At 35.4% G+C, this 19,296-nt stretch carries 21 protein-coding genes; 14 read left to right on the forward strand and 7 right to left on the reverse strand.

The window, feature by feature from the left end:
• Positions 1–256 precede the first annotated feature (256 nt).
• From nikA to ACK3CR_RS26445, 7 genes are all read left to right on the forward strand, one after another.
• Entirely contained in the window at positions 257–1,882 is a 1,626-nt protein-coding gene (gene nikA, locus ACK3CR_RS26415) for a nickel ABC transporter substrate-binding protein (protein ID WP_328125046.1), read from the forward strand.
• A gap of 16 nt (positions 1,883–1,898) precedes the next feature.
• Positions 1,899–2,843 carry a nickel ABC transporter permease subunit NikB gene (gene nikB / locus ACK3CR_RS26420; RefSeq protein ID WP_430236782.1) on the forward strand — a complete coding sequence of 315 codons (945 nt, stop codon included), beginning with the start codon at positions 1,899–1,901 and terminating at the stop codon, positions 2,841–2,843.
• Positions 2,840–3,673: a nickel ABC transporter permease subunit NikC gene (gene nikC / locus ACK3CR_RS26425; RefSeq protein WP_328125042.1), complete on the forward strand. Its 834-nt coding sequence runs from the start codon at positions 2,840–2,842 to the stop codon at positions 3,671–3,673. The genes nikB and nikC overlap by 4 nt, the downstream gene beginning before the upstream one ends.
• A 16-nt stretch (positions 3,674–3,689) precedes the next feature.
• The gene (gene nikD, locus ACK3CR_RS26430; protein WP_328125051.1) at positions 3,690–4,517 is read left to right on the forward strand and encodes a nickel import ATP-binding protein NikD; all 828 of its coding nucleotides are present in this window, start codon (positions 3,690–3,692) and stop codon (positions 4,515–4,517) included.
• Between the two features lie 30 nt (positions 4,518–4,547).
• A complete protein-coding gene (gene nikE / locus ACK3CR_RS26435; RefSeq protein ID WP_488976341.1) occupies positions 4,548–5,369 on the forward strand; it encodes a nickel import ATP-binding protein NikE in 822 nt (273 codons plus the stop codon).
• Positions 5,370–5,598: 229 nt separating this feature from the next.
• Positions 5,599–6,528: a DMT family transporter gene (locus ACK3CR_RS26440; protein WP_243519605.1), complete on the forward strand. Its 930-nt coding sequence runs from the start codon at positions 5,599–5,601 to the stop codon at positions 6,526–6,528.
• Positions 6,529–6,578: 50 nt separating this feature from the next.
• Complete coding sequence (locus ACK3CR_RS26445) at positions 6,579–7,139, forward strand: cysteine dioxygenase (RefSeq protein ID WP_430236787.1); 561 nt, start codon at positions 6,579–6,581, stop codon at positions 7,137–7,139.
• A 283-nt stretch (positions 7,140–7,422) separates the two neighbouring features.
• Here ACK3CR_RS26445 and ACK3CR_RS26450 read toward each other — a convergent pair whose 3' ends face one another.
• Positions 7,423–7,929, reverse strand: a complete 507-nt coding sequence (locus tag ACK3CR_RS26450; RefSeq protein ID WP_243519610.1) for an RrF2 family transcriptional regulator — start codon at positions 7,927–7,929, stop codon at positions 7,423–7,425.
• Positions 7,930–8,217: 288 nt separating this feature from the next.
• Between ACK3CR_RS26450 and ACK3CR_RS26455 the strand changes: the two genes are divergently transcribed.
• Together ACK3CR_RS26455 and ACK3CR_RS26460 are read left to right on the forward strand one after the other, a co-directional pair.
• Positions 8,218–9,075 carry an NAD-dependent epimerase/dehydratase family protein gene (locus tag ACK3CR_RS26455; protein ID WP_488976342.1) on the forward strand — a complete coding sequence of 286 codons (858 nt, stop codon included), beginning with the start codon at positions 8,218–8,220 and terminating at the stop codon, positions 9,073–9,075.
• A gap of 61 nt (positions 9,076–9,136) precedes the next feature.
• Positions 9,137–9,580 (forward strand): carboxymuconolactone decarboxylase family protein, encoded by a 444-nt coding sequence (locus ACK3CR_RS26460; RefSeq protein ID WP_328125033.1) that lies wholly within the window; start codon positions 9,137–9,139, stop codon positions 9,578–9,580.
• Positions 9,581–9,912: 332 nt separating this feature from the next.
• On the opposite strand, the gene ACK3CR_RS26465 is transcribed toward ACK3CR_RS26460, so the two are convergent.
• Genes ACK3CR_RS26465 through ACK3CR_RS26475 form a run of 3 tightly spaced genes read right to left on the reverse strand, consistent with a single transcriptional unit; the run spans position 9,913 to position 10,954 of the window.
• Positions 9,913–10,347 (reverse strand): ArsI/CadI family heavy metal resistance metalloenzyme, encoded by a 435-nt coding sequence (locus ACK3CR_RS26465; protein ID WP_243519615.1) that lies wholly within the window; start codon positions 10,345–10,347, stop codon positions 9,913–9,915.
• A 49-nt stretch (positions 10,348–10,396) separates the two neighbouring features.
• Positions 10,397–10,708, reverse strand: coding sequence for an ArsR/SmtB family transcription factor (locus tag ACK3CR_RS26470; protein ID WP_328125264.1), 312 nt, complete (start codon positions 10,706–10,708; stop codon positions 10,397–10,399).
• A 48-nt stretch (positions 10,709–10,756) separates the two neighbouring features.
• Positions 10,757–10,954 carry a hypothetical protein gene (locus tag ACK3CR_RS26475; RefSeq protein WP_151588322.1) on the reverse strand — a complete coding sequence of 66 codons (198 nt, stop codon included), beginning with the start codon at positions 10,952–10,954 and terminating at the stop codon, positions 10,757–10,759.
• A gap of 181 nt (positions 10,955–11,135) precedes the next feature.
• Here ACK3CR_RS26475 and ACK3CR_RS26480 point away from each other — a divergent pair, with 181 nt between their 5' ends.
• The 5 genes from ACK3CR_RS26480 to ACK3CR_RS26500 all read left to right on the forward strand — a co-directional run bounded on the left by ACK3CR_RS26480 (position 11,136) and on the right by ACK3CR_RS26500 (position 14,994).
• A complete protein-coding gene (locus tag ACK3CR_RS26480; protein ID WP_328125263.1) occupies positions 11,136–11,486 on the forward strand; it encodes an ArsR/SmtB family transcription factor in 351 nt (116 codons plus the stop codon).
• 12 nt (positions 11,487–11,498) lie between these two features.
• On the forward strand, positions 11,499–12,797 hold the full coding sequence (locus tag ACK3CR_RS26485) for an arsenic transporter (protein ID WP_328125262.1): 1,299 nt from the start codon (positions 11,499–11,501) through the stop codon (positions 12,795–12,797).
• A 23-nt stretch (positions 12,798–12,820) separates the two neighbouring features.
• Entirely contained in the window at positions 12,821–13,243 is a 423-nt protein-coding gene (gene arsC, locus ACK3CR_RS26490) for an arsenate reductase (thioredoxin) (protein ID WP_488976343.1), read from the forward strand.
• Between the two features lie 267 nt (positions 13,244–13,510).
• On the forward strand, positions 13,511–14,353 hold the full coding sequence (locus ACK3CR_RS26495) for an MBL fold metallo-hydrolase (RefSeq protein WP_328124039.1): 843 nt from the start codon (positions 13,511–13,513) through the stop codon (positions 14,351–14,353).
• A gap of 185 nt (positions 14,354–14,538) precedes the next feature.
• On the forward strand, positions 14,539–14,994 hold the full coding sequence (locus ACK3CR_RS26500) for a hypothetical protein (RefSeq protein WP_430236828.1): 456 nt from the start codon (positions 14,539–14,541) through the stop codon (positions 14,992–14,994).
• Positions 14,995–15,490: 496 nt separating this feature from the next.
• Here ACK3CR_RS26500 and ACK3CR_RS26505 read toward each other — a convergent pair whose 3' ends face one another.
• The 3 genes from ACK3CR_RS26505 to ACK3CR_RS26515 all read right to left on the reverse strand — a co-directional run bounded on the left by ACK3CR_RS26505 (position 15,491) and on the right by ACK3CR_RS26515 (position 19,296).
• Positions 15,491–16,468, reverse strand: a complete 978-nt coding sequence (locus tag ACK3CR_RS26505) for an ornithine cyclodeaminase family protein (protein ID WP_328124037.1) — start codon at positions 16,466–16,468, stop codon at positions 15,491–15,493.
• Between the two features lie 182 nt (positions 16,469–16,650).
• Positions 16,651–18,264 (reverse strand): APC family permease, encoded by a 1,614-nt coding sequence (locus ACK3CR_RS26510; RefSeq protein ID WP_488976344.1) that lies wholly within the window; start codon positions 18,262–18,264, stop codon positions 16,651–16,653.
• 30 nt (positions 18,265–18,294) lie between these two features.
• The gene (locus ACK3CR_RS26515) at positions 18,295–19,296 is read right to left on the reverse strand and encodes a proline racemase family protein (RefSeq protein ID WP_488976345.1); all 1,002 of its coding nucleotides are present in this window, start codon (positions 19,294–19,296) and stop codon (positions 18,295–18,297) included.

Raw genomic sequence — 19,296 nt, forward strand, 5'->3', positions numbered from 1 at the left:
GCAATTATCTTCTGTTTTGCAGAGCATAATCCATTAAATGTAAAATATGAGTCCTATAATTAAGGCTATGTCAACTAATTTATTATAAGTTAAATTTAACCAGAAAAGCCTCTCAAACACCTTCCAATCAATGTTTAAATTTAGTTATTATGCTAATATTTCCTTTATTAATAAAGGAAATATTAGATTGACAAGGTTATAGATCCTACTTACAATTGAAAATGATTATCAACATCAAGTGGGAGGAGACATCAACATGTCTAAGGGGCAAAGTAGTCTTAATTTTCAGTTAATTATTTCATTTATTTTAATCTTATCCTTATTATTAGTTGGCTGTACAAATGCTAATAACGAGGAAGCAACGTCAAAAGGCCATCCTAATAATACGATTACCATTGCTTGGCCAAGGGATGTGGGAGAAATGAATCCACATGTCTACAATCCTTCACAATTATTTGCTCAATCTATGGTATATGAATCCCTAGTAAGCTATCAAGATGGGGGGCAGATAAAACCGCAGCTAGCTAAATCATGGGAAATTTCTGATGATGGCAAGGTATACACATTTCACCTGCGCCAAGGTGTAAAGTTCTCCGATGGAACAGATTTTAATGCAGAAATCGTGAAAAAGAATTTTGATGCCATTTTAAATCATACTGAATTACATAGTTGGTTAGGCTTTATTACCAAAATAGCTCGAACAGATGTAATTGATGAAAACACTTTTAAACTAACATTAACAGAACCATATTATCCAACCATTCAAGAGCTAGCTGTTGTTCGACCAGTTCGTTTCCTAGGTGAAGCCGGCTTCCCTAAAGATGGAGATACTTCAAAAGGTATCGCTAAATCCGTAGGTACAGGCCCTTGGATTTTAGACGAATATAAAACTGATGAATATGCTGTTTACAAACGCAATGAAAACTATTGGGGTGAGCTTCCAAAAGTAGAAAAAATCAAAGTAAAAGTTATTCCAGATGCAGAAACAAGAGTACTTGCATTTGAAAAAGGTGATCTAGATTTGATTTATGGAGAAGGAGTTATTAGTCTAGATACTTTCAAACAATTAGAATCTACTGGTAAATATGAAACTAGCCTTTCTGATCCAGTTGCTACAAGACAGCTTGTTATGAATACGAAAACAAAACAGCTTTCAGATGAACGCGTGCGCCAAGCGTTACATTATGGTTTTAACAAAGAAGCAATGGTTGAGGGAGTCACTTCAGGTTTAGAAGAGAAAGCAGATTATATCTTACCTACAAATTTACCTTATACTAAAGACATTGAGGCTAAGTCCGTTAAATACAATGTAGAAAAAGCAAAATCGTTACTAGATGAAGCCGGATGGAAACTTCCTAAAGGAAAAACAGTTCGCGAAAAAGACGGAAAGCCACTTGAAATTGAACTAATGTATGATTCAGCAGAATCGATTCAAAAAGCAATGGCAGAAACTCTTCAAGCTGAATGGGCGACAATTGGTGTGAAGCTAAACATTGTGGGAGTTGAATTAACAGAACAAGTTCAGAGATTCAAAGATAATAAATTCGACATTAATTTCTTTAGTAACTATGGTGCTCCTTATGATCCTCATACATTTTTAAACATTGTAGCATCAGAAGGATTCGGATTTAATGAGGCTATTTCAGCATATCCAAATAAAGATGAATTAATTAAACAAATGGTGAAGGTTCCTCAAACAACAGATGAGAAAGAACGTGAACAGCTTTATTCATCTATTTTAAAATCGCTACAAGATCAAGGAGCTATTATTCCTGTTTCTTATATCAAGAAAACAGCGATTTATCAAAAAAATGTAAATAATTTCAAATTCCCTGCTAATCGTGACGAGCATCCATTCACAGGAATTAGCATTAAAGAGTAAATAGCAGGAGGTTTTCATGGGCCATTATATATTAAAACGAGTTATATCTATTATTCCAGTTTTTCTTCTGGCCGCCCTTCTTACGACTGGAATGATTCACCTTTCACCGGTGGACCCGGCTGAAGCTTATTTAACAGCAGCACATATTCAGCCAACTGATGAGATTTTGGATCAGAAAAGACATGAGTTTGGTTTAGATCAACCATTCTTCATTCAATACGTAAATTCTATTATGAAGATATGCCAACTTGATTTTGGCATATCTTATGTTTCGAATAAGCCCGTTTTGGATGAGGTCATATACCGAATACCAGCAACCATCCAGTTAGCAATAGGAAGCTTATTGATAGCAGTGCTCATCAGTGTTCCTCTTGGATTTCTGGCGGGAATAAAGAGAAATAGCATTATTGATCATTTTAGTCGTTTACTTTCTTTTTTTGGAGCATCTATCCCAACTTTTTGGCTAGGTTATATATTAGTTTTTTTCTTCTCTGTTAAACTTAATCTTTTTCCAGTTGAAGGAATTGGGACATGGCAGCATCTTGTTTTACCTTCTATTACGCTAGCGCTTCCCTTAATAGCGATGTATACACGATTGTTACGTGCCAGCGTTCTTGAAAACTTACAAGAACCATATGTGCTATTTGCTCGAACAAGGGGAATTAAAGAAAAAATGATTATGGCAAAACATGTTCTGAGAATGGCTATTCCTCCAATGATAACTGGACTCGGGATGAATCTTGGAAAATTACTTACAGGAACAATTATTGTTGAATCAGTTTTTTCTTGGCCCGGATTTGGCCGTTATTTTATTGAAGCGATTTTCAATCGCGATATACCTGTTATTCAGTGCTATGTCTTAATAGCAGCTAGTTTATTTATTCTTAGCAATTTAATAGTTGATCTTATTCAAATGTATATTGACCCGCGCATCTCTAGGAAAGAAGGACACCAACGATGATAATAAGTATACGTAAGGTATTCAAAAGTCAAAAAGTGATTCCCATATGTTCAATCTTATTAGGCATTCTTTTTATCATCACTATATTTGCTCCATGGATAGCGCCAAATAATCCCGTGGCTGTCAATTTAGCTTATAAACTAAATCCTCCATCCTGGGATTTCCCATTAGGAACCGATCATTTAGGAAGATGTAACTTATCACGTATTTTATATGGAGCTCGCATTTCGTTAGGTTTTGCTATGCTCATTTTTATTTCATCACTAGTGATTGGTTTAATTGTTGGAACCTTTGCAGGATATAGAGGCGGGTGGATCGATCAAGTTTTAATGAGGTTTTGTGATGGTGTCATGGCTTTTCCGAGCCTTATTCTTATTCTCGGACTAGTTGGTATATTCGGACCTGGTCTGTCCCAAGTCATTTTAGCGCTAATGCTTGTGCAATGGGTTTATTACGCAAGAATGTTCCGGGGAATGGTACTCCGTTTAAAAGAACAGAATTTTATTGCGGCTGCAAAAGTCAGTGGATCTTCGCAATGGAAGATTATTAAAAATCATATTATTCCAAATGTACTCCCCCCTCTTGTCGTCATGGGAACGTTAGAAATGGGATGGGCTATTATGGACATTTCTGCTATGTCATTCCTTGGGTTAGGAGTACAGTCTCCTACACCTGAATGGGGAGCCATGATTCATGAAGGAAAATCATATATTCGAACAAATCCAGAACTAATGCTTTATCCAGGTTTGGTTATTATGCTTGTTATTGTTACATTCAATTTATTAGGCGAAGCGTTATCAGAGCGTTACGGGGTCAAACGTCGTTTTTAAAAAGGAATGAAGAATGTTGGAAACAGAAGAGTCAACTGTGTTACAAGTTAAAGATTTACATGTGCAGATAAAAAATAAAAATGGTAGTACACCTCTTGTTCAAGGGATAAATTTCGAGATGAAACGAGGGAAAATACTTGGTCTTATCGGAGAAAGTGGATGCGGAAAAACCGTTACAAGTATGTCTATTCTTCAGCTACTTGATCTGAAAACAACAGTGATTGAAGGCAGCATAACGCTAAAAGGACGAGAACTGAACGGCTTAGCTGAGAAAGAAATGCGCAAGATCCGTGGCAAAGATATAGCCTTCATTATGCAAAATCCAATGAATGCTTTTACGCCGGTTTTTACTATTGGACACCAATTTATTGAAACCATTCGCTCCCATACCCAATGGAATAAAAAACAAGCAACAGAACTTGCCATTGAGTCCTTGCATCATGTGAACCTACCCAATCCTGTTAATCTTTTAAAACACTATCCTTTTCAATTAAGTGGCGGGATGCTTCAACGAGTAATGATCGCTATTGCAGCAAGTCTTCATCCAGCTATTATTATTGCTGATGAACCAACAACTGCACTTGATGTAAATAATCAAAAAAAAGTATTACGCCATTTAGATAAAATTCGCTCTGAATATGGTTCATCCATATTATTAATCTCTCATGATTTAGGAGTTATTGCTGAAATGGCAGACGAAGTAGCTGTTATGCAGCATGGAAGAATCGTAGAAAAAGCAGATGTATTTCAATTATTTGATAATCCACAACATGAGTATACAAAGAGACTATTAAATGCACGCTCAATACTACATTTAGGTGAACCTATTATGGGTTTCGTTTGATTTATAATAGGGGTCTTAGGAGATGAACAAGTGAGTTTATTACAGGTAAATGAAGTTACTCATAGCTATGGAGCTCGAACATTTTTTAAATGGAAAAATCATTCTACAAAAGTACTTTCTGATATCTCCTTCTCTATTGAAGAAGGAACATGCTTAGGAATGCTTGGGACAAGTGGCGCTGGTAAAAGTACCTTAGGAAAAGTGATTCTTGGTTTGGAACAACCACACTATGGGCAAATTCTTTTTCAAGGATATGATATTTATAAGGCAGACAAGAAAACCCGTCAAAAAATCCGTCGCGATCTCCAAGTTGTCTTTCAGGATTCATACTCATCGGTTAATCCTCGGATGACAGCTGAGCGTATTATTGCAGAGCCATTAAAAAACTATGAACAATTGACCGTAACTGAACAAAAAAGAACGGTTATCGAATTATTAGAAAGAGTAGGACTCAGTGAAAAAGACTTAAAAAAGTACCCACATCAATTTAGTGGTGGTCAATTACAGAGGATCAATATTGCAAGGGCCATCTCACTAAAACCAAAGCTAATTGTCTTAGACGAAGCTGTAAGTAGCCTGGATATGGTGACTCAAACTCTTATTTTAGAATTACTAAGGGAGTTAAAAGAAGACTTCGGATTAGCATACCTTTTTATTACCCATGATATCAAAGCTGCCTATACAATTAGTGATACATTAGGTGTACTAGAAAAAGGAAACCTAATTGAGCTTTACGATTCAAAAAATCAGTTTTTTACTTCGGAACACTCTGTAGTAAGAGAGATGAAAAGTTCTATACTCGCTGAGCACCCTCGGTTTCGTTCAATTGGGACGAAGGATAGCCATACTTAATATAAAAGTATACCTAAAGAGACAGAAGAAGCGTAAAACCGTTGTTATTCAATGGGTTTACGCTTTTTTACTTCTGATAAGATCTATTATAGTAACTAGTTTTGCTAAAGACACTACGCCATTTCACGCTATTTTTTTATATATTATAGAATAAATTTTTTTCATTTTCCTTTAGAACAGTCATATGTTAGTAGAAGATAATCATATTGTTGAAAGGAAAAGTGGGCTTATGATTGCGTCAAAGTCTAAATTTGCTGCCTCGTTATATGCAACGATGTCTATTAGTTTTTGGGGGATTTCCTTTGTCTCTACCAAAGCTGTTTTAGATAAGCTTGATCCATATACACTCCTTGTTATTCGTTTTGGAATTGGAGCACTGTTTTTATTGGTATTATTAGTGTTGAAACGAGATCCATTAAACATTCCACTCACGTATATTCCTCATCTGATTGTATTAGGTATTCTTGGGGTATTCGTTCACCAAGTTATTCAGGCAACCGCACTTCTAACAATAGATGCCTCTGCAGCAGGGTGGATCATTTCGTTTTCTCCTGTATTTACGGTCATTCTTTCGGTACTCTTTTTACATGAAAAGATGACCGTATCAAAAGCAGCAGGGATGATTGTAGCCATCATTGGGGTTCTTCTAGTGACCACTTCTAGCAATCAGCAATCCTTTCAGTTCTCAATTAATGTCGGTTACCTGTTAATGATTTTAAGTACGTTAAACTGGGCGATCTATTCTGTACTATTAAAAAGATTGCATATCCAACTTCCCTCTCTTGTTGTTACGTTTTATATGTGTTTGTTAGGATTTACTCTAACGACCCCGTTTCTCATAAGGAATAGAGGATGGGAGATCATGCCTTTTTTAACAAATGTGGAGTGGGCTCACTTGTTATTCCTCGGTGTATTTGTTTCAGGTGTTGCCTATTGGTACTGGGCGAAGGCATTAGAGGTGTTAGAGGCGTCCCAGGTTTCTGTGTTCCTTTATCTGGAACCAGTAGCGACATTGATAACAGCTATTTTGCTATTACAAGAAAAGATTATTCCCATAAGCATATTAGGAGGCATCATAATTATAATAGGAGTCATTTTAGTTAATGGACGATTATTAACTTTTTTAAAGTACCTTCCATGGAGAAACAAGAATTTGTAACCATATCGAAACCATCGAAATTGCCCTACTCATAAGGAGGTAATTTTTGTATGACCTTAATTGAACAGGCAAAGCATATTTTAGATGAATTGAATTCACCTACTAGATCGGAATTACGAGAGGCGCTTTTGGCTTTAAATATAAATTTTGATGAATTAAAGCCACTATTGCAGTCGGCAAAAGACAAACCATATTATCGAAAACTTCTCTATCAAAATGACGAAGTAGAATTACTTGTTATGAATTGGTCGGGAATAGAGTGTGCTCCTCACGATCACGGTCATTCATACGGCTGGATTCAAGTAGTGAATGGTACAACTATAAATACGGTTTACGAAGTGAAAGAAAACCAGATTCCAGAAGAGGGGTTTTCTCAGTATCAGGAAAAAGGAAAAATCTTTTTTGCTCCCAAAAAAGGGGTGCATAAGATGAATAGTGTAGGAGGTATGGGTCTCGTCACCCTTCATCTCTATTCTCCACCAATCAAAGGGATGATGGTTTATGATTTAAAAGCATGTGCTGCTTGCGTTGTATCGGATGATTGTGGAGCATGGTGGCCAGATCATCTACGTCAAAAGGTGAAAGAGATTCAATTAAAGAAGAGAGAATGATGTTTGTTGCCCCTTGGATTATTTCGCGTGCCGAAACAAATGTTAAGTGTAAACAATGCACTTATTTCACAGAGTACGTAAAATAGAGAATATGTATAGATTAAAGTCGTCCGTAAAAGTATAAATAAGAGGAATGTAAAAAGCGTAAAACCTTTGTCAATCAATGGTTTTACGCTTTTTTTACTGCTGATAAGATTTATTATGTTAACTGAACTTGTATACCATATCAATTAGTCTGTAGTTAGAATAACCAAAAAGGTTCTAACTAATTCGTCAAGCCGATTTAGTTAGAGTTTTTTTTTGTGAAATATTCTCGAGTATCTGTTCTTTGTTTTTCAGGTAAAACAACGTTAAGTTTCTTATCTAACCATTTAAGCGTTTTATTACGAAGGAACTCACGCATATGTTCTTCTGCTTCAAGCATGACTAAGTTAATCGTACAAGTAGAATTGCTGGACTCACAAGAACTGCACTCCTTGTCTCGATACAATAAACCGTTTTGTACAATGTTTTTACATTGAAAAATAGGTTTTGGACCTTCAACAGCTTCTATTACATCCCAAAAAGAAATCTCTTCTGGGGACTTAGCTAATCTATATCCTCCCTTTACTCCAGGGACAGAACTTACAATACCAGCCTTAGATAATTTACCGAAAACTTTTGAAAGAAATGTCTCCGAAAGTCCTTGGAATTCTGCTAAATCTTTTATTCCAACCGTTTCTTCTTGAGGTACATCAATTAAATAAACAAGACAATGTAAAGCATATTCAACCCCGACGCTGTACTGCATATAAACTCACCTGCTTTTGGTTTTAAGGGTTATCAAATTGTATCTTAGGAGTATTTTGAGTGTTTGTCAAATAGTCGAAAGCAGCTTCAGTGTATTATTTTTTCATTTGACAAAGATAATTATAAGGGTTATATTAAGGACTAATCTAATCGACGATTAAATTAGTCCTTAATTAAAAAGGAAAACTGTTTTATGAAAACCAAATAAGGTACTAGAAAAAGCATATGAAGAAGATGCCTCAAGATTAGCTACTAAATAAAGAACATTTATTAAAGGAGAGAAAAAGGTATGAGAATTATTGTTGCAGGTGGAACAGGCGTTATAGGACTTTCTATGTTACCTAAATTAGTAAGAGAAGGTCATGAAGTATTCGCTATGACGAAAGATAGCAAAGCTAATAAGTTTCTCAAAGAAGTAGGAGTGACCCCTATACAAGCAGATGCATTTGATAGTGACGCTGTACTTGTTGCCTTTCAAAAGGTTCAACCCGAAGTTCTAATTCATCAACTTACTTCACTAGGAAGTGTCAACCTAGAAGATAACGCTAAGATAAGAATCATTGGAACACGAAATTTAGTAGATGCTAGTAAAGCTGTAGGTGTTAAAAAAATAATTGCTCAAAGTCTTGCTTTTGTGTATGAACCAGGATCAACTCCTGCAACGGAAGATGTGCCTTTAGATTTTGAAGCGCCAAACCCTAGAAAAATAAATGTTAATGGAGTAGCATCTCTTGAGTCAGCTGTTACTGAATTACCAGAGTACGTTATTCTGCGATATGGACTTCTTTATGGACCAGGTACATGGTATGACAAAGAAGAAATGATTGGCCAACAGGTATTAAAAGGTGAAGTGAAAGCAACAGATAGTATAACATCATTCTTGCATATAGAGGATGCAGCACAAGCTGCAGTCGAGGCACTAAAATGGCCAAGTGGGCCAATTAATATTGTTGACGACGAACCTGCCTCAGGAAAAGAATGGCTCCCTGTATTCGCTTCTGTTATTGGAGCACCTAAACCTGAAAAGGAAGATGGAAGTGAACGAGGGGAGCGTGGAGCTTCAAATGCAAAAGCTAAAAAAGAATATGGTTGGACACCTATTTACCCAACTTGGCGCACCGGCTTTAAATTATCATCCAAAAAGTAAATTAATCAAATTACAAAGGTGAAAATAAAAATGTATACTAAAAACAAAGGAGTCTTGCCTTATGAGTCAAAGATTACCCTACTATGAGATTGCTCCTGATGGTATGAAAATTATGATGGATATGGAAAAGTACACAAAGAAATCTACAATTAATCGAATTGTAAGGGAATTAATCAAAATTAGAGTTTCTCAAATTAATGGTTGTGCCTTCTGTATAGATATGCATACGGCCGATGCCCGTAATATGGGGGAAACTGAGCAAAGAATCTATTGTTTAAATGCTTGGAATGAATGTGATTTTTATACGCCCGAAGAGAAGGTTGCTCTCGAGTTGTCTGAGCACATCACTCTCATTCCTTCAAAAAGAGTTCCAGAGGCTCTGTATAAACGGGTATGTAAGCATTATGATAAAAAACAATATGTTGATCTTGTTTTAATTATTAATCAAATCAATAGTTGGAATAGAATTTCTATTGCTATGGGAAATACAGTAACTAAGGACTAATGGTTAGTGTAAGAAGGAGGAGAAACGAACTTATTATGGTGAATAAGTTCGTTCTCCTATTTTTTTCTCTTTATCTAATAAACTTAGAGTAGTAGGAGTTCTATATTAACAATTAAGGTTTTATTGTAATAATAAAGAATTAGTCCATAAAGGTATACTTAAAGAGCAAGAAAAAGCTCACACTCGTTGTAATTCAATGAGTGTGAGCTTTTATTACTTCCTAGAATATAAGTTATGTTAACTAGAAAATTACATATTATAAAGCAAAACAGAGCTCCCAAACCGAGGAAGCTCTGTTTTCTAAGATGTTATCCTCTTTTAGTAAAAATATATTAACAGCATGAGTTGTTAGAAGGCTCAGCTTTATTAGATTCTGCAGAATCTTCAACTTTGTGTACTTCACTGTCTGATTTAGTATAAAAGAACTCCCATTCGTTACCGTCAGGATCTGTTACCCAAAATTTATCTTGAACAGCATAACAGCACGTTGTATCCATTTCTTCTCGCGCAAAGAAGCCTTCTTTCTCTAATCGTGTTTTATGTGCTGTAATTTCCTCCTGTGTTTCTACTTGAAAACCAAAATGATTGACTTGATTCCCTTCAACTTTGTCACGCACATTTAAGGTGAAATTTAATCCTGGTTCATCCAATAAGAATTTAGCATAGTTATCTTTTACCTTCACAGGCCCTACTCCAAAAACTTTTTGATAAAACTCAATGGACGATTCTAAATGAGTAACATTAATCCCTACATGAACATAGTTCATTTTTATTCCTCCTATTTAATCAACTTTTTTTGATTTATTGATTGAAAAATTAAGAACATGAACAACTATCTGTATTTTCTTTTCGAAATAGGCAGCAAAGCTCTTCGGATAATACATGATTGACTTCTTTATCATTTAAATCATAATAACTCCATGTTCCCTTCGTTTCTTTTGTGATAAGGTTGGCATCTAATAAGATTTTCAAATGATAAGAGAGCTTGGATTGTGCCATCTCAAAATGTTCCGTTAAATCACATACACAGGTCTGGCCTCTTTGGCAAAGCTCATAAATAATCTCCAGTCTCTTTTGATCGGCAAGTGCTTTAAATTTTTTCTCATACTGTTCAAGGGTTTTTTTCATATCTTTTACTGTCTCCAATGTTATCCCTCTTTATCAACTTTTTTTGATTTAATAATTAAAACTTTGATAGGCTTTTTCAAAGTTTCTGTAGGTAATCGGACCTCTAGACATAGGGTTTTGATTAAAGAAACGATGAAAGATGAAATGTTTAGCTTCTTCTTTCTTCATTTGTCGCGTATTCATAATGAGTTGAAAATAAGATTGAAAGTACGCTACGGATAAGTTTCCAGAGTTATTAACGATCATCTTATAGACCTCACTTCCTCTTAATCAAATTTTCTTGATGAATTAACAATATCTGAAAATTTACCAAAAAGCAAACATTAAATCAAGAAAATTTGATGAAATAAAAAAAGAGAAGATTTTAGCTTGAATATATAAACACATAATTATATAATGATTTTGTTATAAGAAAGGGGTGTATGTTATGGGCGTAAAAACTACTATCGATATGGAGAATGCTGCTCAAATCCTAAAGTTATTATCAGAAAAGAGAAGATTGTCTATGATGAGGTTATTGCAGCACCATGAATGTTGTGTATGTGAATTAGTCGAAATTTATGGAGCGAGTCAGCCAGCCATTAGTCAGCATTTACGAAAACTCCGAGATTCTGGGGTTGTAAAGGAAAGAAGAAAAGGTCAATGGATCTTTTACTCGATTAACAAGGAAAGTGAATATTATGAATTTGTTTCTGTGATACTTGATAGATTACCTAGTCAAGATCAAAAGTTAACGGATTTAGAAAATCAAGGGTTGCGCATTAATTGTTGTGAATAGGAGGTATAAACATTGCTATCTATTGTCCTTGCATCATTGATTTTCCTCTTCACCTTAATTTTAGTCATTTGGCAACCTAAAAACTTATCTATTGGATGGTCAGCCTGTGGAGGAGCTGTTTTAGCTTTACTTGTAGGTGTAGTTGATTTTCAAGATGTTATAGATGTAACAGGAATCGTATGGAATGCTACTTTAACGTTTATTGCTGTTATTATTATTTCTTTAATTTTAGATGAAATAGGTTTCTTTGAATGGGCGGCCTTACATATGGCGAGAGCTGCTCGTGGAAATGGTGTTCGAATGTTTGTTTATGTTTCTCTTCTTGGAGCCGTCGTGGCTGCATTATTTGCGAATGATGGAGCCGCATTAATTCTAACACCAATTGTATTAGCTATGGTACGAGCATTAAAATTTGAAGATCATATGGTCTTTCCTTTTATTATGGCAAGTGGTTTTATTGCGGATACCACATCGTTACCTCTAGTTGTCAGTAACTTAGTAAATATTGTATCAGCTGACTTCTTCGGGATTAGTTTCTCTGAGTTTGCTTCACGCATGATTGTACCGGATTTATTTGCTCTTTTCGCTAGCATCATCGTGTTGTACATCTACTTCCGTAGAAATATACCAAAGACATATAACGTAGCTGATTTGCAAGTGCCGCGTAATGCCATTAAAGATGAGAAGATGTTCCGATTATCTGGAATTGTTCTTGCAGTTTTAGTACTAGGCTACTTCATTGGAGAATTCTTTAACATACCAGTCTCTATTATCGCTGGAATCATTGCCATCTTATTCTTACTAATGGCTAGAAAAAGTTCAGCTGTTCAAACGAAAAAGGTATTACAAGGAGCTCCATGGGCCATTGTTTTCTTCTCCATTGGTATGTATGTGGTTGTCTATGGATTGCGAAATGTGGGTCTAACGGAAGTATTAGCTAATGTCATTCAGGCAACGGCCGATCATGGATTGTTTGCAGCCACGATGGGTATGGGATTCATTGCAGCTATCCTTTCATCCATTATGAATAACATGCCAACGGTCATGATTGATGCCTTAGCCATTGATGCTACTTCTGCAACAGGAACTATTAAAGAAGCCTTAATTTACGCGAATGTAATCGGTTCAGACTTAGGCCCAAAAATTACGCCAATTGGTTCTCTCGCAACACTTTTATGGCTTCATGTTTTATCTACCAAAGGAGTCAAGATTTCGTGGGGAACCTACTTTAAAACTGGTATTATCTTAACCATTCCAACCCTGTTTATTACACTGGTTGGTTTATATATTTGGTTACTTATTATTTCATAACACATCAAAAGGAGATTTAACACATGTCTAAAAAAACACTTTATTTCTTATGTACAGGGAACTCTTGCCGTAGTCAAATGGCAGAAGGTTGGGCAAAAAAATATTTAGATTCTAATGAATGGAACGTATATAGTGCAGGTATTGAAGCACATGGTCTTAACCCGAATGCAGTTAAAGCGATGAAAGAGGCAGGTGTTAATATTTCAAACCAAACCTCTAATATTATCGATCCTGAAATTCTAAATAATGCAGATTTAGTGGTGACTCTATGTGGAGATGCAGCTGATAAATGTCCAATGACACCTCCTCACGTAAAACGTGAACACTGGGGATTCGATGATCCAGCAAAAGCAGAAGGAACAGATGAAGAGAAATGGGCCTTCTTCCAACGCGTACGTGATGAAATTGCAGAACGTATCCAGCATTTCGCTGAAACAGGTAAATAATGAATAAAAAAGCAGCCTAGGCGTGAATAGGCTGCTTTTTTTATCATTCAATGGTTTTATGTTTTTTACTGCTGATAACATGTTTTATGTTAACTAAAAATGCATAGAGTATACATCTTTAAATCCTTTTTAAAGTTGATTCATTCTTCTATTTTAACAAGAATGAATCAATCTATAGAAGTTGCCTTAAGAAGGTTTACGATTACTTATATGGAATATCTTAATGAAGAAAAGTTTATTAAGATTGTTAAATAACAGGAGGTAAATATGTCTAAAGAATATTTTATAGTAAATAAAATAGATAATGGAATCTTTCATATATTTGATCCAGCACAGGTTGGCTGTACTCTAATCTTAGGTAAAGAAAAAGCATTGCTTTTTGATACATGTTATGGGATTGGTGATTTGAAAGCGACTATAAGAACCATAACTGATTTACCCATTATAGTTGTAAATAGTCATGGACATATAGATCATATAGGAGGAAACTGGCAGTTTGATGAGGCTTATATTCACAGTGATGACCTCTCTCTTGCTCAACAGCATTCATCACAACAAATTAGAAAGCAGATTATAACATCTTTTAAAGAACAATCTGTTCCTCCTAACTTTTCAGTTGATAAATTTATGGAAAGGGAAACAGTGCCATTGTCACCGATTAAGGACGGGCAAATTTTTGACCTAGGACAAAGAGAGTTGCAAGTACTACATACTCCTGGTCATTCGCAAGGTTGTATTTCACTTTTAGATAAGAAAACAGGAACTTTATTATCCGCAGATATTGTAATGCCTATGGTTTGGATGTTTTTTCCGGAAAGTACATCGATAAAAACTCTTGTAAGTAGTCTTAGAAAACTAAAAGATTTGAGTTTTGATAAGATTGTTTCTTCTCATTTTCAAAATACTTTTCCAAAAGATTTGATTGATAAGCTTATTTTGTGCGCTAATAATATTGATATAAATAAGAGTAAACCCTATAGTATTCCATTTATAGATCAAGAAATCCAAAAAGGTGCTCTAATTTATGCTGAAGGTAGAGAACCTGTTGTAAGTTCTGATTATGTAGCTATTGTTTTTAATAAAAGTAAATTGCAAGAAGACAGAACTTAATTAAGCACTCAAAGTTAAACACCTTCATCGTTAGCACAAAATCCCCCCACTTTGTTTTAGTGGAGGGATTTTTCCATTCCGATAATCAACATTATGTGAACTTTTCTTGTTACACTAAGGGGAAATGGAAAAGGATAATTGAAGAATTTATTGGGAAAACTGTTTTTAAAAAAGGATTCTTTTCAATGATAGGTCTGATACTAGCAATCATTATTTTTAATGTTACTGCCTTTACCATTAATAACCGCCTTACTATCAATCAAATCGTACATATTTGGACGTTTACTATCGCGTTGCAAGTACTAGTTGATCTTTATATTGACGGAAAGTATCAGGGTTATTGGTACTTTAATAAGACTACGGAGTGGAGAGATTTTCCAACATTAACGATATTAATTCCACCTGTCAATATGATTTTTTTAAATGAATATCCATTTGGACGTTCTTTTACTAAACGAATGGTGTATATTTTTTGTTGGGTCATCGCTATAACTCTTTATGAGGCGGTCACATTATTCCCTGAACCATGGGGCTATTTTCATCACGGATGGTGGAATTTATGGTATTCATTTTTGGTCAATCCTTTTTTACTTGTTATCGTTTTATTCTACTATAAATGGATTTGTAAAATTGAAAAATGATACGAGAAAGCCTTCTTATAAATAAGGCTTTTTATAATACCGATAACTAACATTATGGTAATTAATTATTATTGAGTTTTCTTTAATAAAAAGAAACCCTTTGTTAAAGGTACGACAAGGGCGGTTGTGGTAGGTGTGGGGGCGTTTTCCATTTGAAAGAAAGGTGTAAAAACATGAGAAAAAAAGATTCTTTTAGGTGAAAGGAAAATAAGTTCTCGACAAGGGTATTTGTGGCAAACGTGAGGAATACCCCCACAAACCTATAGTAGTTATTGCAATCAAAACACACAAATATAGGCTCAAATTTTACAATTATCTTCTGTTTTGCAGAGCATACTCCACTAAATGCAAAATTCTAGTCCTATAATTCGTGTTATGTAAACTAATTTAATGCTAAATTCCTTTTAATAAACACCCTTTGCTCAGTTAGCAAAGGGTGTTTATATACGGAGGAATACGTTAATGGTTTGATTTCTATATATATTGCGGCTATATTTTATAATTGAATAGTAGTTCCTACTTTATTTTCAATTGCCTTTTTATAAAAATATTTAGCTACTATAATATCTACAACGGCTAGTCCAACCGATTTAAATACCGTAATTTCTTCGTCTTCATCCCTTTTCTTACGTTCTCCCGCCACAATTTCTCCCAACTCTCCATAAATCTCATTTGGATTAAAAATCCCTTCCTCTATTGGAATTCTTAAATCACCAGTCTCTTCTAATGCAGCTTCCCTGGACTCTACTACCACTTTATGTGCTGAAGATATAGCGTGAGATGGTAACTCCTGCATGGTAGGCCTAAATGAACCTACAGCATTTACATGAACTCCAGGTTTTAACGTTTCTGAAAATACGGGTATGGAAGAATTTGTTGTTGTGACAATAATATCTGCTTCACGGACTGCTTTATTAGAATCCGTATATACTTTTACAGATTTACCAAATGTGGTCTTCACATATTCAGCAAATTCGTGTGCCTTTTGTTCAGTTCGGTTATAAAGAAGAATCTCTTCTATGTCTCGAATCGCTAATATTGCTTCAACTAAACCTTTTGCTTGCTCTCCAGTGCCGATAATACATAATTTCTTTGAGTTTTTGCGAGCTAAGTAATGTGTTGCAACACCTGATAAAGCACCTGTTCTAATCATTGTTAAGTAAGAGCCTTCTAAAAGGGCGAGTGGTTCGCCAGATTCGAAGTCAGAAAGCATTACGATTCCATTAATTGTTTTTTTACCTAGCTTGTAGTTATTTGGAGCAACATTTATTACCTTTAAGCCAACGCTATTAAGACCTTCAGCTATAGATGGCATAATTAAAGCTGTATTTTGTTTATCATTAAAGGGAAGGGATGCACGAATGGGTGTAACCGTTCTCCCTGCTGAGAATTCCTTTAGAGCAACGGTAACATATTCTATAATTTCACCCATATCTACTAACTTTCTTTGTTCATCTGAGTTTATGATTAACATGATTCCTCATCTCCATTTCTATTTTGTTTATTAAGATTTTGGTCTATTAAATATTCCGTTGAATGACAGGAAGCTTTTTATACATCAGCTATAAAAAGGAGAGTATGGAACGATTCATACATATAACCTCTTATCTAGGTGAAAACAGGTTAGGATGATAAATATTTAATAAACATATCCCTTTAACTTCCTATTTTTTTATCTGCTATTTTACTAATTGGATTACTATCCACTTCTTCCTCTACTTCATCATAATCAATGATTGCTTGAGGCAGGGCAGTGTACTGACTCCAAATGAAAGATAAAAGAGCAACAGCTGCTACACTAACCAGATCAAAAGGATATTTTAGAAGACCACTTCCTCCAAATGACCCTAAATAAGAAACAATCATCATTCCTAGATAGAAAGCTAACATCCACCAAACAGACTTTACTTGTTGTTTAAAGCTAACATCTTGCACAGGAACTTTCTTTTTAGATGCCCAATAGAAAAGAAACATTAAAAATTGAACACCTAAAATCCATGACACAGTTTTCCATCCAGCCCAGTATACAATAAAGGCAGCAAAAATGAAGGCTAATGGAGCTACTACCTTCATTCCTCTCACCCGATAAGGTCGTTCAACATGTTTGGCATTCTTTCTTAAAGCTGCAGCCGAAACGGGTGCAATGGCATAAGAAAGAATAAGAGCCACTGAACATACGTTGACCAAAGTATTCCAAGAAGGAAACGGTAATGTCCAAAAAACGGACATTAAAAAGGTTAGAAACAGTGATGCTTGGGGTACTCCAGTTTTATGATTAATAGAAGCAAACTTTTTAAAAAACGTTCCATTTTTTGCCCACGCATACATTAACCGAGAAGTTGTAGACATATAAATGTTTCCATTTCCACCAGGGGAAATAATAGCATCTAATGCTACTAAATTAGCTAACCAAACCAAGCCAAGGATGATGGCTATATCTTTGAAAGGTAAATTAAAATCCTCATAGATACCCTCCCATCCATTTGTCAGCATATTAGTAGGGATACTACCTATAAAAGATACTTGCAAAAGTATATATATTACGGTTGATACAATAATTGTTAGAATTAATGCAATTGGCACCGTTTTTTTAGGGTTTTTCACTTCACTAGCAGCTGCAACAATGGGGTGTAAGCCTAGATAGGCAAAAATAACACCACCAGCTGATATAGCTGACTGAATTCCAGATGCACCAAATGGCGCAAATCCATGAATAGTGAAATTCGCCTCATTAAAATGCATAAACAGAACTACAATAATTAGTATAGGAACAATATATTTAATAAACGATATGGATGTATTAAATTTAACAAATGCTTTTACGCCCCCATAATTAAGAAAGAAGAAAGCAGCCAGTAATAGAAACTGTACAAACCAGCCAAGGAGAGTAGGAGAATCAGATCCTTCAATTGTTAATGAAGGCCACCAAAATGTTGCATATTGACGAACCGCCACAACCTCAAGTGCAATAAGACTTGTATAGGCAATGATGGTGATAAAAGAAATCATATACCCCACTAAAGGTCCATGAGAATATACAGGATAACGTATAATACCTCCAGCTCTTGGCAAAGAGGAACCGAGCTCTGCGTATACAAATCCAAGGACCAAGATGATCAAACCAGCGATAAGCCAGGAAATCCATCCGGCTGGTCCCGCCATAGAAGCAACGTTACTTACAGCAAAGAGCCATGCTGATCCAAAAATGGCCCCTAAACCTATTAAGAATAGATCTAGTAATGATATTTCTCTTTTGAATTTCCCGTTCATACCATCCCCCCCTGTATACTTCTTAGAAATTTAATTAAGCAGAAATCCCCTATTAAGTGGATCTTTTGGATTGATCACAAATTGATGAAATCCTGTTATATACGCTTTGCCCGTTACTTTGGGAATGATGGCATTATAACCTTCTACATTTGCAAGGGCATGTACTTCTCCTATAAAATACTCATCCGTTATACATTCATGCGCGAAACTTTCTCCTTCTTGGAGTACGCCATGTTCATAAAGGGTAGCAACTCTTGCTGCAGTACCCGAACCACAAGGTGAACGATCTATCTGTTTATCCGCAAAGATGGTTACGTTTCGTAAATCTGCATCGCTATTCTTTGGTTCATCAGAGAAAATCACACCATAAATCCCGGCTATATCTTCATAAGGGTGGGTAACTTCCATTTGGCTTTCAATGTAATGCTTGATTTTATCTCCCCATAGTTGTAGATTCCATAAATCTTCATTATTCACTTTTAAACTCATTTCCTTACTATTTACAACGGCATAAAAAGCTCCACCATAAGAAATATCTACAAGAAACTCATAACCATCAATTTTGACTGGAACGTCTTTTTTATAAACGAAAGAAGGAACGTTTTCAAAAGAAACAACCTCTACTTCATCTCCATTACATTTTGCATAAGCCGTAACTGGACCACACGGACAATCGATGATGAATTTTTGCTCTTCCCCTTTAATCTCTACCATTCCTGTCTCAATTGCCATTGTTACTACCGCAATCACTCCATGTCCACACATTGTGCTCCAACCTTCATTATGCATAAACAATACTCCAAGGTCGGCTTCAGGACTTGCTGGTGGGGTGATAATACAACCATACATGCCATGATGGCCACGTGGTTCATACATTAATACTTCCCGTACATGATCTAGATGTTCTATGCAGTATGCACGTCTTTCTAGTTGTGTTTCCCCTTTAATCTCAGGCAGGCCTCCCGTAATAATACGTAACGGTTCTCCTGCTACATGAACGTCAATCGTAGTAAATAGTTTATTAAATTTCAT

Source organism: Priestia sp. TRM10, from assembly GCF_057808375.1.